Below are 14,675 nucleotides of genomic sequence, written 5' to 3'. Positions count from 1 at the left end.
TCTCAGTCAACGAAGCGCGCCCTGTTCGATTTGAGGACGACCTTGGCGAAGTCGGGCATCTCGAGACCTTGCCGCACCAGGCCATCAAGAGTTTTCTCAGCCGCCCTGATGGCGGAGAGCCGGGCCAGCACAGTCTCAGCCTCCAGGCGAGGCACCACGGCGACACCGTCGCGGTCGCCGACCAGTATGTCTCCCGGCGAGATAGTCACTCCTCCCAGCACCACCGGGAATCCGACCGTGCCTGGACCATTTCGCGCAGGCGAATTCGCAATGACCCCGGCACAGTAAACCGGCAACTCGACCGCCTCGATCCCGACAACGTCGCGCACCAGGCCGTCAGTGATGAAGCCGGCGACCCCCTTGTTGCGCGCCATGCCGAGCACGAGATCGCCAGTTACCGCGGTACCGGCAAAGCTGTCGGTGGCCGCGACGATGACATCGCCACTTGCTGCGGCATCCAGTGCTCCAAACAGGGCGAGGTTGTCGGCGGGACCGCAGTGACAGGTCACGGCGACGCCGACCATCGTCGCAGTAGCTGGCGACAGTGGCTTGATCGCATTATGCAAGGCGCCGCGTCCCCCCATCGCGTCTACGACCTGGCTAACCGGCACGCCCGCAAAAGCACTGATGATTTCTGCTGCGGGCCGTTCGAAACGGCGCTTGATGGTGAGCAGTGGTGGGTCTTCAATCATGTAGCGGCCCCATTCCCTGAACGAACGAAATACAGTCCGGCCCGAGGTCGCGCAGGCTCCGCGCGCCCATCAGTCCCATGACGCGGTCGATCTCCTTGCGGTAGAGTTCGAGCACGTGGCGTACCCCCTCCTCGCCGGCGACCGCGAGCCCCCACAACTGCGGCCGCCCAATCAGACAGCACGAGGCGCCGAGCGCCAGGGCCTTGACGACGTCAGAGCCTCGCCTGATGCCGCCGTCGATAAGCACTGGTACGCGGCCGGCGACAGCCGCGACAACCGCCGTCAACGCGTCCAGGGATGCGGCGGCGCCGTCAAGCTGACGTCCCCCATGATTGGATACGATGATGCCGTCGATTCCTCGGGCTACAGCCTCGGCGGCTTCGCTGGGATGCAGGACGCCTTTCAGCAACAACGGTCCGGACCAGACAGTGCGCAGCCAGTCGACATCGGCCCAGGAGAGTCCGGGATCGAGCATTGCGGCCATTCGGCCCGCCAATGCACCGACCGTCGCCGTATCTCCGGGGCGCGCGTAGTTGCCGAAAGTCAGTTTCGGGAGTCGGGTGCGCATACGAAGAAGCCACGCCGCCTTGGTGGCGGCCGCGAGGGTTCCGGCCACACCGAAGCGCGGCGGGATGGCAAAACCGTTGCGGATGTCGCGTTCACGGTTGCCAAGCATCTGGTTATCAATGGTGAGCACCAGCGCGTCGTAGCTTGAGGCACGCGCCCGATCCACCATTTCTCGGGTGAAGCCGCGATCGGTATAGACGAACACCTGCATCCACCGTGGGCTACTTCCGGTGGCTGCTATATCCTCCAGCGTGCAGACCGATCCGTGGCTGGCGCAGTAGAATGTCCCTGCGGCCGCTGCGGCTCGGGCGGCTGCGCGCTCGCCGTCGGGCCAGAACAGCCCAGCCAGGCCGGTTGGCGCGATGCCCAGCGGGATGGCAAGTTTCGCGCCGAAGAGGTCAAGGGAAAGGTCTCGCGTCGTTGCACCGTTGAGTGGTCGCGGCAGAATGGCAACCTCGTTAAAAGCTTGCTCGTTCCGGCGCAGCGTTCGCTCATCCTCGGCACCGCCATCGGCGAAGTCGAACACCGGGCGTGGCAAAGTCCGCCGCGCGGCGACGCGGACCGCGGCCACGCTGTACAGGCACTTCAACGCCGCCATCGAAGCAGACGATGCCGCACCGCCGGCACCGCGGTCATCGCCTGTGTTTGAGGCGGACGAGGAGCTACTCACGGTTGCTTTCCGCCGATGCGACCATGATGCGTCGGTCCACCGCCTCCCGGAACACGCACGCAGGAGAGTGTTCCCTCAAAGGAGGGATCGCTGCCGGTCGCCAGCACGCCGGCATTTGTCACCCAAAGCATCTCGCCCGAGAAGACGCAGTTGGTCGTTGCCTTGCCGCAGACGAAGAAACCCTCCGCTGTGCCGTTGGGCTTCAGAACGTGAATGCCGTTGGCGGCAATATCCGTGACATAAAGGCGGCCATCGGCTCCGACCTTCAGCCCGTCCGGGATCGGATTGGCCCCAGGCAAGCGGCCCAGGTCTTCGACGGAACCATCCGGACGCTGCCGCTTGACGCGCCCCGTATAGGACTCCCCCCAAATGATCGAGCCGTCGGCTTCGATCGCCACACCATTGGGGAAGGTCGGCTTGTCGAAACCGAGAGCAAGGTAAGCACTGCCATCGGGGTTGACGGCAAAGATGTAGCTTGGGTCCGGATTCCCCGGGTTGTATGTGCCGGGATCGCTGAAGATGAGCCGGCCGTCAGCAGCAAATACAAGATCGTTTGGCCCATTGAGCCGAATGCCCGCGACTTCGCTCAGCAGGATTTCCGGCTTTCCGCCTTCGGCAACCCGCTGGATCGATGGCGTCGTCATGTCCGCGGCCCGCCAAGGTCCGGTCGTGCCGCCGTTCTGGCAGACATAGAGCAGGTCATCCGATCCGAGAACGCAGGCGTTGGGCGCTCCGGCAACATACGCGAACTGGCGAGCACTTCCGTCGCGATCTATGGCCGTCAGCTGGCTGCGATAGCTTTCGACGATGACAATTCGGCCATCGGGCAGCACCGTCGGGCCCTCGGGCCAGCCAAGGCCGGTCGCGACAACCTCGACGGCCAGCTTTTCAACCTCGTTCATCGTGCGACCCCCAGAACGGCAGCCTATCAAGATTTGTCGGGTATAATCCAGCCTGGCGGTCTCCGGACCCGGCGACTCAAAGATAGCTTGGCTGACGTGCGCGTTGCTGGGCCCCCCTAGGCCGCCCCCCCACCCCGGCGCCGGTGAACCCCGACGGGCGGAGGCCTATGGCTACAGCGCGAGCCGATCGGTGTCTACATAGCTCGGTAGCACTGGCTTGCTCCTGCAGGTTGGGTGGCAGGATTAGGTGCTGCTGAGGCCAGCGTGCCAGGAACAAGTGCAGGTGGACAAGGTTGAATCTCAGTTCCTCTCCCTCTAACACTCACAAAGTCCAACAATTCTCTGCTCCGCTGCCAGGCGCTCTTGAGCCGAGCGTTTGCAGGGCGTGCGTGTGGCCAAAAGCTGGGGAGCGCCGCAGCGCCCAGGCGTGCAAATTGCTCTCTGAACGCCGATCCTTCTCCGAAGCTGGGGAGTAGCCCCAAAATCCAACAGCAATATCATGCCTCAACGGCGGTTTTGCCACTGCCAGTTTTGCGGTTCGCTCGCCTGTCAAAAGGGACAGTCTTTCGGGTCACGATCCGGAGTGGGTTTGCCAAGGCTCCCGGAATCGAGGTGGCCCACTTTTGCGTCGGGGCTCCGCCACTCTTCAGATCAACAGCAACCAACACCAATACGCACCAATCACCATTTGCACAGCGAACGCGGTGAACCTGAGACCGACCGCGAGTTGGCTGGTTGAGACGAGGTGGATCACCGACTGCACTATACGTGCGCCTAACATCGTGGAGGCCAAGGGATCCGTGACATCTGTCTTTGAAATGATGATCGCGACTCCGAGCAGACCTCCGAAGATTGGAAGCCCTTCAATGCAGTTGGCGTGGGCACGGGCTAACCTCCGCATAAACGGGGAGAGGGCTCCGTTATCTGGCGTAAAGCCGTTTGCCGGGACTTGCCCAGAGATCACCAGGTAGCTCCGGATAACTTCCATCACGATCAGCAGGGCCAGCGCCCACGAGATGAAGCCAGTCAATGCGTAAGCACTCGCCGACATGTGCCCTCCCCGTTGCTAGCAATCTAGGTCGTTGTAGCCGATCAACTAGTCTAATGCTATTCGACGAGGAGGGGCGGCCTGTAGTGGGGCCGAAACGGAATAGCAGCTTTTGGACGTTGTGCCCGGAATAGCTGCCGTTCAGCCAATCAGCAGGATTGACCGCTTTCGCCCTTTAGCGACCCTTCCGCGCCAGATCAGTCAATGCTTGAAGCTGCCATTCGCAGAGTGAAAGCGGCGTCGAGCATGGTCAGAAAGGCGCGCACGGCGGGGTTGGCGCGTCGGCTTGCCGGCCAGAGCACGGTGACATTGTTTCGCTCGACCGCGAACGTGGACAGCACTGGGACCAGTTCGCCGCGCTTCACATAGGGAGCCGCCATGAAGGAGGCGCCTATGCCTATCCCACCGCCGGCTGCAAGCATGATGAGCACGGCATCGCTGGCATCGGCGACCACACCGGAATTGGGCACGATCTCGATTTCACGGTCGCCAATCCGGAAGGGCCAGCGAAAGGCCTGGCCTGTGCTCTGATATCGAAGGTTGACGGTGTCGTGCCCTTCCAGGTGATCGGGATGGGTCGGTGTGCCGCGTTCCTCGAGATAGGCTGGCGAGGCGAAGCAGCAAAGCCGATGGGGTGCGATCTTGCGTGATAGTAGCCGGGTGTCAGCCAGATCACCGATGCGTATGGCGACATCGATCCCCTCCTCGATCATGTCCACCATCTGGTCACCCAGCCTGAGATCGACGATCAGGTTCGGATGGAGCCGACGGAAAGCCGGTAAAGCCGGAGCGATCAGATGCAGTCCGATCGGCAGCGACGCGGCCACGCGCAACGTGCCCGATGGTTCGGAGCGCGCGGTCATTGCCGCCTGCTCTATTTCCTCCGCCTCGCGTAGCAGACGCAGCGCGCGCTCATGCAGGTCGCGCCCTTCGGGCGTGAAGGTGAGCGAGCGCGTTGTACGGGTAAACAGCGACACTCCTAAATGCCGCTCGAGCCGCTGGACGCTCTTGCTGACCGCCGAAGGGGAAATCGACAGCGCGCGCGCCGCTGCCGTGTAGCTGCCCAGCGATCCCGCACGCGCGAAGGCGATGATGCCAGTGAGCCGATCCAAAGTGATATGTTCCACCATGGCATTACTTAACCGCCATCGGCACCGATTATCAACCGGCGGTCATGCCGCTAGATTCGCTCCAATGACATGGATGAGCGGAGATTTCACCAATGAGCGATAAGATGAAGGCAGTCCGTCTGCACGCATTCGGTGGTCCCGAGATGCTGGTGTACGAAGACGCGCCTAGGCCGGGTGTGAAGCCCGGCGAGGTGCTTGTCCGAGTCCAGGCGGCCGGGCTTAATCCGCCCGACTGGTATCTGCGGGATGGCTATCGCGCACTGCCGCCAGAATGGCGACCCAACGCGTCCTTCCCACTGATTCTCGGCACGGACGTGTCGGGCGTCATTGAAGCGGTTGGCGCTGACGTCGCTGAGTTCAGCATCGGTGACGAGGTCTACGCAATGGTTCGCTTCCCCGATAACTTGATGACGGGTAGCAATGCCTACGCGCATTATGTCAGTGTGCCGGCATCGCATGTTGCGTTGAAACCAGCCGGCATCGACCATATTCATGCGGCTGGTGCGCCGATGTCGCTTCTGACGGCATGGCAGTTCTTGATCGAACTTGGCCACGACGAGCCGAATCCGTTCCAGCCCTTACCGCATGAGCCGGTGCCCCTCGACGGCAAGACGGTGCTCATCAATGGTGCCGGAGGCGGTGTCGGGCATCTGGCCGTCCAGTTGGCGAAATGGCGGTGCGCGCGCGTCATCGCGGTGACATCGGCCAAGAACGAGGCGCTGATGCGCGATCTCGGCGTGGATCAATTCATCGACTACAAGACAACCGCGGCGGAAGATGTCGTCCGAGACGTCGACCTTGTCCTCGACGCGGTGGGCGGCGCGGACATGGAGCGCTTCTTCCATGTTCTGAAGCCGGGCGGCGCGCTGTTCCTGGTCAACCCACTGGGCTTCGCTGGTCACGAAGAGACAGAGAGGCTGGGGATCACGGTCTCATCCACACAGGTTCGATCCAATGGCGCGCAGTTGGCAAAAGCCGCCCGCCTGATCGACGACGGCCTTGTGCGTGTCGTCATCGACAGCACATTCCCGCTGGCCGAGGCATCGCGCGCACATGAGCGCGCCGCCGACGGCAGTATTCAAGGCAAGATCGTGCTGGCCGTCTGAATTGTTGCTTTCAGTCCGACCGACCATCGGGAGTGCAGACGATCGGGCGGGATTACGCCGTTTAGCCGACGAAGACCACCGACCGACGTCCGGCTGAATCGTGCTCGACTACAAGTGCCGCGATGGCTGCCGCGATCTTCGCGCCGCCTTGCACTGACGGTTCGATAGGATTGGCGAAGTCCGCGTCCTCATTCGATACCAAGCGCAGGTCGACGAGCGGCAAACCGCGCGAGAACGCCGCCCGGGTGATGACGTCGTTGAGGACCGTCAGGGCAGTTGCGGCAAGTCTACGACGCTGTGGGTCGGGAAAGCGCGCCTCGTAGATCGTGCAGACAGCGGTGGGTAGGTTTTGGTCCAGCGCCCCCTCGAGCATCGTACAGTAGTCGTGCTCGAATTCCTCCCGGATATCGCTGATCCTGTCCAGAACCTCGGCCACCGAACGGGCCCCCTGCTCCAGAATCCCTGCATGACGAAGAGCATCATTGCCACCGACGCTGACGACAAGATGGCTAGCATCCTGGGGGAGCCGTTCAAGCTGCCGCTCGACGCCGCTTGTGACGGCGCCGTCGACGGCGTTTAGCGTTGCACGCCACCCCTCCGGCAAGCGCTCCCGCAGCTGCCGCACTACGTCAGGCCCGCGCGCGACATAGGCAGCGTTGTCAAAGATCGAATCCCCGAGAAGGACGACGTGTGGCATCGGATGCTCCGTTGAGGCCTCTGCCAATGCTGCATCAGCAGAGGAGGTAAGGTGGTGGGTTGTGACTGCGGCAGCGAGCACGGTCAGGAGATCACGGCGAGTCAGGCCACCTGCAGAACGGAACGGCATCTCAGCCGTCCAGGAACGCCAGAAGCGCGGCATTCACCGCGCTGGCCTCTTCGCGCTGTACCCAATGCGTCGCCTTCTCGAACGTCTGCAGGCCCCGATCGTTGCAAAGGGCCAGACTGCGCTCGGCCAGGCCATATTCCAGAGCTTGGTCCTGCATCCCCCACAGTACAAGGGTCGGTGTCGTGATCCGCTGCTTCAGGCTTGGGCGGAAGCGCAGCGCCCGATACCAGTTGAGCATGCCGGTCAGCGCCCCCGGCCGTCCCCAGGCCTGCCGATACTCTGCGATTTCCTCCGCCGTGAAGGCATCTGTTCGGCTGGATTTGATGAGCGCCCGTGCCAGCAGAGCCGAGTGCCCTGCTCCCAGAACAGCCTCCGGCAGCAAGGGGAACTGGAAGAAGGCCGCATAGCTGCTCCGCAGGAACTGGGTCGGAGATCGCAAGGAATGGGCAAGCAGCACCTCGGGATGGAGCGCGTTCAGGATGACGAGCCTTTCCAGGCGGTGCGGCAGCTTTGCGCCTGCGGCCCAGGCGACGATACCGCCCCAGTCATGACCGACGAGGTGAAACCTTCCGATGCCGAGCGCGTCGGCGATGGCAACGACATCGCCGACGAGCTTCGGGAGCGTGTATTCACGGATGGCTTTCGGCTTGTCACTGGTGTTGTAGCCCCTCTGGTCGGGAACGATGACCCGGAATCCGGCGGAAGCGAGCGCATCGATCTGCCGTCTCCAGCCGATCCAGAAGTCGCCGGGAGCAGTCTGTCCCGGTCCAGCCGCTAGGCTGGCAGCAGCGGAGGCGTCGATCAAAGTTAATATCTCGCGGAGTTGACGAGGAGTTCTGATAAGCAAGTTTCAATTTCGCGCTTTTTCCCGCAAATTCGAGAGCGTGAGGAATTGAAACCATTCGTTGATTAATCAGGCGTTTTCGCCGGCCTGTCACGCCGGAGGTCGCGGGTTCGAGCCCCGTCACTCGCGCCATTTCTCCTCAGGAGAAATGTGACATAATCGTCTAGAATCATGGTCTTGCATGAGGCAATTCAGATCCGGTCGGATCTGAACTCGATCTCTCCCGCAACGACCTCACCCCTCGGCCAGCAGCGCCTCGACCTCATGCAGCGTCGGCATGGATGGCGCCGTACCCGGCCTTGTCACCGAAATGCCGGCGACGGCGCAGGCGAAGCGGACGGCTTGCAGCTGCTCCACGCCTTTGGCGAGTGCGGCGGCCAGGCCGCCATTGAAGGCATCGCCCGCACCGGTAGTTTCGACCACTGCGCCGGCATTGACCACCGGGACATGGTCGGACCGAGCGGCCGTGTGCAGCAGCGCGCCTTTTTCGCCGAGCGTGATGATGACCGAGCCGACGCCTTTTTTGAGCAGGCTGTCGGCGGCGCGGCGAGCGTCGTCGATCGAAGAAACCTTGATGCCGGTCAGTTCCTCCGCCTCGGTTTCGTTGGGGGTCACATAGTCGCACAGCGTGTAGATGCGGTCCGGCAGCTTGGCCGCCGGCGCCGGATTGAGAATGGTGGTCACCCCTGCCCCGCGCGCGATCTCGAGTGCGCGCAGTGCCGCGTCGATCGGCTGTTCGAGCTGGGTGACGAAGACGCCGGCTCCACGGATCAGGCCGGCATTGGCCTCGATGTCTTCAGACGAGATCAGCATCGCCGCACCCGGGCTGACGATGATGGCGTTGTTGCCGGTTGTCTCCTCGATGAAGATATAGGCCGCGCCGGTATAGCTTTGCGGCGTCTCGATGACGGCGGATTTGACGCTCGCCTTTGCCCAGGTCGCCTTGGCCATGTCGGCGAAAGCATCGACGCCAAGCCGGGTCAGGAAGGTGACGTCCGCGCCGAGCTTGCCTGCCGCCACCGCCTGGTTCGAGCCCTTGCCGCCCGGTCCCAGCTTGAAGGAATTACCAAGAATGGTTTCACCCATGCGCGGCTGTCGATCGGCCCGGTAAGCGGTGTCGGCGACGAAAACGCCCAGAATGACGACAGGTTTGCCCGACGCCATGGCCCTACTCGGCGTCCGGCGGCACGACGCCCTTGCGAAAGGCGAAGCAGCCATAGAAGCGGCGCTCCCCGGTCTGGATGACGCAATAGGCTTTCTTGGCGCGCTCGTAGAAGGCATAGCGCTCGACCGAGATCATCGGCCAGGCCTTGCCCTCGGCCTTGTCGATCTCCTTCTGCACCTCTTTTTGCACCGGCGGAATCTCGTCCGGCTTGCCGACAATCTCCATGCGCGCGGCCGCGTCGTCGACGAAAGTGTCGAGCGGATAGAGCGACAGCACCGCCTTGGCGACATCGGCCGCCGGCGCATCGATGCGCAGCAGCTTGCCGAGCACGGTCTGGCGCGCCACCGAATCGGCGGGGAAATTGGTGTCGGCGATGATCAGATCGTCGCCGTGTCCCATTGCCCTGAGCGCTTGGAGCACATCGGCATTGAGCAATGGGTTGATCCCTTTGAGCATGGCAGTCCTCGTCAAACAGTTTGGTCAAAGTCGATTGGAAATCAGAGCCGGTTGCCCGTCTCGGCGTCGAAGAGATGGACCTGGTCGAGGCGCGGCTTGAGATTGAGCGTGTCGCCGGGCTTGAAGTCGTGGCGCTCGCGAAACAGCGCCACCATCTCGCCCTCGCCGAAACGTACGAAGACCAGCGTTTCGGAACCGGTCGGTTCGACCACCGAGATTTTTGCCGGCACGCCGTCGGGATGAATTTCGAGATGCTCGGGCCGCACGCCATAGACCACGGCCTGGCCCTCCTTGGCGGCGCTGCCGGCCGCAATCGGGAACAGCGTGCCTGCTATCTCGACCTTGTCGCCCTTGCGCACCACGCCTTTGAGCAGGTTCATCGACGGCGAGCCGATGAAGCCGGCGACAAACAGATTGGCCGGCCGGTCGAACAATTCCAACGGCGCGCCGACTTGCTCGATGCGGCCGTCGCGCATGACCACGATCTTGTCGGCCATGGTCATGGCCTCGATCTGATCGTGGGTGACGTAGATGGTGGTGGTCTTCAGCCGCTGGTGCAGTTCCTTGATCTCGGTGCGCATCTGCACGCGCAGCTTGGCGTCGAGATTGGAGAGCGGCTCGTCGAACAGGAAGACCTGCGGATTGCGCACGATGGCGCGGCCCATGGCGACGCGCTGGCGCTGGCCGCCGGATAGCTGGCGCGGATAACGTTTCAGGTACGGATTGAGGTCGAGAATGTCGGCGGCGCGCTTGACCCGCTCGGCGACCACGGCTGGATCGGTCTTGCGCAGCTTCAGCGCAAACGCCATGTTCTGCTCCACCGTCTTGTGCGGATAGAGCGCGTAGTTCTGGAACACCATGGCGATGTCGCGCTTGGCCGGCGGCAGATTGTTGACGATGCGCTCGCCAATGGCGATCGTGCCGCCGGAGACGGTCTCCAGCCCGGCCACCATCCTGAGCAGCGTGGACTTGCCGCAGCCCGACGGGCCGACCAACACCACGAACTGGCCATCGGCGATATCGACGCTGACCTCGTGCAGGACCTTGACGGTTCCGAACGCCTTGGCCACATTGCTGATCGCGACTTGAGCCATCGTCCCCCCTTTTCTCGCGGTGAAGCTAGCCATTGCCAACGGCAAGGGCAAGTCGGTATGTTATCGATAAAAAGCCATTCGTGTTGACAAGGTAATCGATTACGCAAATATTAGCTGTTGCCAATCCGGCAGTCGGATTTTTATCCGGAAATCGGAGCTCCAGGCGACGCAGGGTGGGGTCCCACGTCCCCGTATGATAAAGGAGAACCGCCGACGTTTCGGCGTCGGAGGGATTGGCATTTTAATTCACGACTGTTGTTCTGGGAGGAATAGATGAGAGTCGGTCTGTACGAAAAACTCGTCCGCGCGGGTGCCACCCGGCGTGACATACTCAAAGGCGCGGCCTCGATGGCCGCGATCGCCGCCGCATCGGGCGCTGGGCTCGGCGCTTTCACCCGCCCGGCTGAAGCCGCCAGCGAGCTACGCTCCAAAATTCTGCAGATCCCCGGCGTCGGCAAGGGTCAGCCGACGGATGCCGATTTCCAGAAGGTCGGCGAACTCTGCCTGGAAGCCACCAAGGCCAACGTCAAGGAAGGCGAATTCGCCGGCGTCGAGCTCACCTTCATGGGCCTCAACAACCAGAACCTGCACAATGTGCTGTTCCGCGGTTTCCTGAAGCCGTGGGAGGCCTATACCGGCGCCAAGATCAGCTGGATCGACCTGGCGCAGGCCGACTACAATGCCCGCCTGCAGCAGTCGATCGCCACCGGCACCGTCGACTTCGATATCATCGAGATGGGCGCGCCCTTCGAAGGCGATGTCTGCGGCAAGGGCCTGACGTCCGAGATGCCCGACTGGGTCAAAGAGCAGATCGACATGAAGGATGTCGTGGCCTATCTGCAGCCGCCGGTCGGCACCTGGGACGGCAAGCAGTACCGGATCACCGTCGATGGCGATGCGCACAACTTCAATTACCGCACCGACGTTTTTGCCGATGCCGACCTCGCCAAGGCGTGGAAGGACGGCGGCGCGGCCACCGAATGGGGTGTGCCGAAGACCTGGCAGGAAGTCCAGGCCGTCACAAAATTCCTCAAGGGCAAGAAGTTCAAGGATCAGGACGTCTTCGGCTATCTCGATGCGCCCAAGGCCTGGGGCGGTTTCGGCTTCTACTTCCTCGGCAGCCGCGCCACCGCCTATGCCAAGCATCCCGACGACAAGGCCTGGCTGTTCGATGCCGACACGATGAAGCCGCGCATCAACAATCCGGCCTGGGTGCGCGCCATCCAGGACGTCATCGACGCGCTGCCGTCGGAGCCCGCCGACCAGATCAACGCCGACCCGAACACGACAGCCTTCCAGCAGTTCCTGGCCGGCACCGGTTCGATGGTCACCTGGTGGGGCGACGTCGGCTCCAACGTCAAGACCAACGATAGCTCGGTCATCGGCGACGTCACCGGCTTCTCGATCCTGCCGGGATCCGACGACGTCTACAATGCCAAGACCGGCGCCTGGGACAAACTCGCCAGCGGCCCGAACTATGCGCCAAACTGTGCCTATCTCGGCTGGGGCGTCTATGTCATGGCCCGCGTCGATACGGACGAAAAGAAGAAAAAAGCGGCATGGTCGGCCGCCGCTCATCTCGGCGGCAAGGACCTGTCAATCTGGACGGCGATGTATCCGTCCGGCTTCCAGCCCTACCGCAACTCGCATTTCGACATTCCCGAATGGGTGGCGGCAGGCTACGACGAGGCGTTCATCACCTCGTATCTGAAGTCGGAAGCCGACAGCTACAACCATCCGAACGCGGCGATCGAACCGCGCATCCCCGGCATCTTCCAGTACTATTCGGCTGCCGAGGACATTCTGGCCAACACATTCGCCGGCAAGATGAAGGCGCAGGAAGGCGCCGACGCCATTGCCGCGGCCTGGGAGAAGCTGACCGACCAGATCGGCCGCGAAAACCAGATCAAGCTCTACAAGGCCTCGCTCGGCGTGTAGGCTGATCCTATCGTGACAACAGGTCCGGCGGTGCAAGCCGCCGGACCTGACCGGCTCGGGCCGGTCGCAGGCTTGATTTTTTAAACGGACGGGGACGCGTGGCTGACCAGACCACCAATGTATGGCCGGCCAACGCCGGCCCAGCCGATCTGATCTCGCCGGCCCGCAAGCGGGCGGGTTTTGCCCTGATGGCGGCCGCCACGCTTGGCCTGCTGGCGGTGATCGCGTTTGAGATCCTCTACAAGAACGAGATCACCACGCTCGGCTTCGAGACCTGGCGTCCGATCGTCTACGCCTATGTTCTGTGGGGCGTGACGCTTGGCATCGGCCAGGTGCTGACGCGCGGCGAGGACGGCCAGCGCGCGCTGTTCCTGCTGCCGGCGCTGCTGTTCACCATCGCCATGGTGATCTTCCCGACGCTGTTCGGCTTCTATATCGCGCTGACCGACTGGAACCTGTCGTCCTTTTCCGGCCGCAAGTTCAACGGGCTCGACAATTTCTGGCAGATGCTGGCCGATCCCTACTACCGCAACGCGCTGTTCAACATGGTGCTTTATGTGCTCGCCGTGCTGGTTGAGTATGTGATTGCCTTCGGCCTGGCGCTGCTGCTCAACGCGCAGATCCGGGCGCGCAAATTCTTCCGAGTCGTCTTCCTGATGCCGCTGATGCTGTCGCCGGTCGCGGTGTCGTGGATGATCGGCAAATCGCTGATGGAGTACCGTTTCGGGCCGGCGGCGACGCTGGCGCGCCATTTCGGCTGGGAAAACCCCGCCTTCTTCTCCAACCCGATCACCGCCCGCATCTCGATCATGGTGCTCGACGCCTGGACCTTCATCCCGTTCATGATGATCATGCTGCTTGCCGGCCTGCAGGCGATGTCGCGCGACGTGCTGGAAGCGGCGCGCGTCGATGGCGCCACGCCCTGGCAGACTTTCTGGCAGGTCACCTTCCCGCTGATGCTGCCGGTGTCGGTCACGGCGGTGATCCTGCGCATCATCTTCAAGCTGAAGCTTGCCGACATCATCATTACCGTCACCTCCGGCGGCCCCGGCGGCGCCACGGATTCAGTGTCGAGCTTCATCTACCGCGAATACCGCGACCGTTCGAATGTCGGCTACGGCACCATGCTGGCGATGGCCTATCTCGTCATCATCGTCGTGTTCGTGACCTGGCTGTTGAAATTCGCCAATCGCTTCGTGCGCAACGTGAACTGACGAGGCACAATGAGCGTCCAGACCACCGACTATGCTGCCTCGGAAATCCGCTCACCGCTGGGTTTTCTGGCCAATCGCATCTTCATCTATGGCGCGCTGGCGTTCTGGGCCTTCATCTGCCTGTTCCCGATCTACTGGACCATCACCACCTCGTTCAAGACCGCGGTCGACGTCACGCAAGGACACCTCATCCCGTTCGTCGACTTCCAGCCGGACTGGAAGGGCTGGCGCTCGCTCGGCCTGTCGCCGGATTCGATCTTCCAGACCTCGACGGTGCGGGAGGAGTTTTTCAAGCGCTTCATGAATTCGGTCATCACCTCGGTCGGTGCGTCGAGCCTCGCCATCGTCATTGGCAGCCTCGCCGCCTATGGGCTGACCCGCTACCGCTATCAGTTCGCCTGGTTCAAGAACGAGGACATCTCCTTCTTCTTCCTGTCGCAGCTGATCCTACCGCCGGTGGTGCTGGCCCTGCCCTTCCTGGTGCTCTACCGCGAGGTCGGCCTGCTCGACACACGCATCGGCCTGATCCTGCTCTACACGCTGATGGTGCTGCCGATCGTCATCTGGATCATGCGCGACCAGTTCAACTCGATCCCGGTCGAGCTCGAGGAGGCAGCGCTGGTCGACGGCCTGTCGATCTGGGGCGCTTTTTTCCGCATCGTCATGCCGATTGCGCTGCCGGGCATGGTCGCCGCTTTCATCCTGGCGATGGTGCTGTGCTGGAACGAGTATTTTTTCGCCGCGCTGCTGACCTCGACCGACGCCAAGACCATCCCGGTCATGGTGGCGAGCCAGACCGGCTCGCAAGGCATCAACTGGTGGTCGATGGCGGCTCTTGCCACCGCCGCGATCGCACCGCTGGCGGTCATCGGGATTGCGCTTGAGCGGTATCTGATCATGGGCATGACGGCTGGGGCGGTGAAGTAGGCGAGAGGCAGCCCCCCATCGCTTCGTCATCCTAGGGCGAAGCAAGGAGCGAAGCGACGCGGCGCACACCCTAAGATAACGAAAATACGAAAGCCG

At 62.6% G+C, this 14,675-nt stretch carries 14 protein-coding genes; 4 read left to right on the top strand and 10 right to left on the bottom strand.

Going from position 1 to position 14,675, the window contains the following annotated elements; translation table 11 throughout:
• Positions 1–2 precede the first annotated feature (2 nt).
• The 5 genes from NKI06_RS18600 to NKI06_RS18580 form a co-directional block, all read right to left on the bottom strand.
• A complete protein-coding gene (locus tag NKI06_RS18600; protein ID WP_352986561.1) occupies positions 3–692 on the bottom strand; it encodes an RraA family protein in 690 nt (229 codons plus the stop codon).
• Positions 685–1,857 carry an alpha-hydroxy acid oxidase gene (locus NKI06_RS18595; protein WP_023724766.1) on the bottom strand — a complete coding sequence of 391 codons (1,173 nt, stop codon included), beginning with the start codon at positions 1,855–1,857 and terminating at the stop codon, positions 685–687. The genes NKI06_RS18600 and NKI06_RS18595 overlap by 8 nt, the downstream gene beginning before the upstream one ends.
• A gap of 68 nt (positions 1,858–1,925) precedes the next feature.
• Positions 1,926–2,831, bottom strand: coding sequence for an SMP-30/gluconolactonase/LRE family protein (locus tag NKI06_RS18590; protein ID WP_023693321.1), 906 nt, complete (start codon positions 2,829–2,831; stop codon positions 1,926–1,928).
• A 646-nt stretch (positions 2,832–3,477) separates the two neighbouring features.
• On the bottom strand, positions 3,478–3,882 hold the full coding sequence (locus NKI06_RS18585; protein ID WP_352986559.1) for an MAPEG family protein: 405 nt from the start codon (positions 3,880–3,882) through the stop codon (positions 3,478–3,480).
• A 194-nt stretch (positions 3,883–4,076) separates the two neighbouring features.
• On the bottom strand, positions 4,077–5,009 hold the full coding sequence (locus NKI06_RS18580) for a LysR family transcriptional regulator (RefSeq protein ID WP_352986557.1): 933 nt from the start codon (positions 5,007–5,009) through the stop codon (positions 4,077–4,079).
• Between the two features lie 92 nt (positions 5,010–5,101).
• Here NKI06_RS18580 and NKI06_RS18575 point away from each other — a divergent pair, with 92 nt between their 5' ends.
• On the top strand, positions 5,102–6,115 hold the full coding sequence (locus NKI06_RS18575; RefSeq protein WP_023829453.1) for an NADP-dependent oxidoreductase: 1,014 nt from the start codon (positions 5,102–5,104) through the stop codon (positions 6,113–6,115).
• Between the two features lie 61 nt (positions 6,116–6,176).
• On the opposite strand, the gene NKI06_RS18570 is transcribed toward NKI06_RS18575, so the two are convergent.
• The 5 genes from NKI06_RS18570 to NKI06_RS18550 all read right to left on the bottom strand — a co-directional run bounded on the left by NKI06_RS18570 (position 6,177) and on the right by NKI06_RS18550 (position 10,500).
• Entirely contained in the window at positions 6,177–6,812 is a 636-nt protein-coding gene (locus tag NKI06_RS18570; protein WP_352986555.1) for an SGNH/GDSL hydrolase family protein, read from the bottom strand.
• A gap of 130 nt (positions 6,813–6,942) precedes the next feature.
• Entirely contained in the window at positions 6,943–7,746 is an 804-nt protein-coding gene (locus tag NKI06_RS18565) for an alpha/beta fold hydrolase (RefSeq protein ID WP_352986553.1), read from the bottom strand.
• Between the two features lie 273 nt (positions 7,747–8,019).
• A complete protein-coding gene (gene rbsK, locus NKI06_RS18560; protein ID WP_352986551.1) occupies positions 8,020–8,949 on the bottom strand; it encodes a ribokinase in 930 nt (309 codons plus the stop codon).
• A gap of 4 nt (positions 8,950–8,953) precedes the next feature.
• Positions 8,954–9,406 (bottom strand): RbsD/FucU family protein, encoded by a 453-nt coding sequence (locus tag NKI06_RS18555; RefSeq protein WP_023834209.1) that lies wholly within the window; start codon positions 9,404–9,406, stop codon positions 8,954–8,956.
• Positions 9,407–9,447: 41 nt separating this feature from the next.
• A complete protein-coding gene (locus NKI06_RS18550; RefSeq protein ID WP_352538792.1) occupies positions 9,448–10,500 on the bottom strand; it encodes an ABC transporter ATP-binding protein in 1,053 nt (350 codons plus the stop codon).
• A gap of 273 nt (positions 10,501–10,773) precedes the next feature.
• Between NKI06_RS18550 and NKI06_RS18545 the strand changes: the two genes are divergently transcribed.
• From NKI06_RS18545 to NKI06_RS18535, 3 genes are all read left to right on the top strand, one after another.
• Positions 10,774–12,438, top strand: coding sequence for an ABC transporter substrate-binding protein (locus NKI06_RS18545; RefSeq protein WP_023669429.1), 1,665 nt, complete (start codon positions 10,774–10,776; stop codon positions 12,436–12,438).
• Positions 12,439–12,536: 98 nt separating this feature from the next.
• Positions 12,537–13,652: a carbohydrate ABC transporter permease gene (locus tag NKI06_RS18540; RefSeq protein WP_023705032.1), complete on the top strand. Its 1,116-nt coding sequence runs from the start codon at positions 12,537–12,539 to the stop codon at positions 13,650–13,652.
• 9 nt (positions 13,653–13,661) lie between these two features.
• Entirely contained in the window at positions 13,662–14,579 is a 918-nt protein-coding gene (locus NKI06_RS18535) for a carbohydrate ABC transporter permease (RefSeq protein WP_023669427.1), read from the top strand.
• Positions 14,580–14,675 lie beyond the last annotated feature (96 nt).

This window comes from Mesorhizobium sp. M0772 (assembly GCF_040320135.1).
GTDB lineage: Bacteria > Pseudomonadota > Alphaproteobacteria > Rhizobiales > Rhizobiaceae > Mesorhizobium.
The sequence above is the reverse complement of the archived record's forward strand: the minus strand, read 5'-3'. Positions and strand labels throughout refer to the sequence as shown.

What these genes read in the sequence shown, in the direction of transcription:
- NKI06_RS18600 (WP_352986561.1), bottom strand. Translation starts at nt 692, where the DNA reads ATGATTGAAGACCCACCACTGCTCACCATCAAGCGCCGTTTCGAACGG.
- NKI06_RS18595 (WP_023724766.1), bottom strand. Translation starts at nt 1,857, where the DNA reads ATGGCGGCGTTGAAGTGCCTGTACAGCGTGGCCGCGGTCCGCGTCGCC.
- NKI06_RS18590 (WP_023693321.1), bottom strand. Translation starts at nt 2,831, where the DNA reads ATGAACGAGGTTGAAAAGCTGGCCGTCGAGGTTGTCGCGACCGGCCTT.
- NKI06_RS18585 (WP_352986559.1), bottom strand. Translation starts at nt 3,882, where the DNA reads ATGTCGGCGAGTGCTTACGCATTGACTGGCTTCATCTCGTGGGCGCTG.
- NKI06_RS18580 (WP_352986557.1), bottom strand. Translation starts at nt 5,009, where the DNA reads ATGGTGGAACATATCACTTTGGATCGGCTCACTGGCATCATCGCCTTC.
- NKI06_RS18575 (WP_023829453.1), top strand. Translation starts at nt 5,102, where the DNA reads ATGAGCGATAAGATGAAGGCAGTCCGTCTGCACGCATTCGGTGGTCCC.
- NKI06_RS18570 (WP_352986555.1), bottom strand. Translation starts at nt 6,812, where the DNA reads ATGCCACACGTCGTCCTTCTCGGGGATTCGATCTTTGACAACGCTGCC.
- rbsK (WP_352986551.1), bottom strand. Translation starts at nt 8,949, where the DNA reads ATGGCGTCGGGCAAACCTGTCGTCATTCTGGGCGTTTTCGTCGCCGAC.
- NKI06_RS18555 (WP_023834209.1), bottom strand. Translation starts at nt 9,406, where the DNA reads ATGCTCAAAGGGATCAACCCATTGCTCAATGCCGATGTGCTCCAAGCG.
- NKI06_RS18550 (WP_352538792.1), bottom strand. Translation starts at nt 10,500, where the DNA reads ATGGCTCAAGTCGCGATCAGCAATGTGGCCAAGGCGTTCGGAACCGTC.
- NKI06_RS18545 (WP_023669429.1), top strand. Translation starts at nt 10,774, where the DNA reads ATGAGAGTCGGTCTGTACGAAAAACTCGTCCGCGCGGGTGCCACCCGG.
- NKI06_RS18535 (WP_023669427.1), top strand. Translation starts at nt 13,662, where the DNA reads ATGAGCGTCCAGACCACCGACTATGCTGCCTCGGAAATCCGCTCACCG.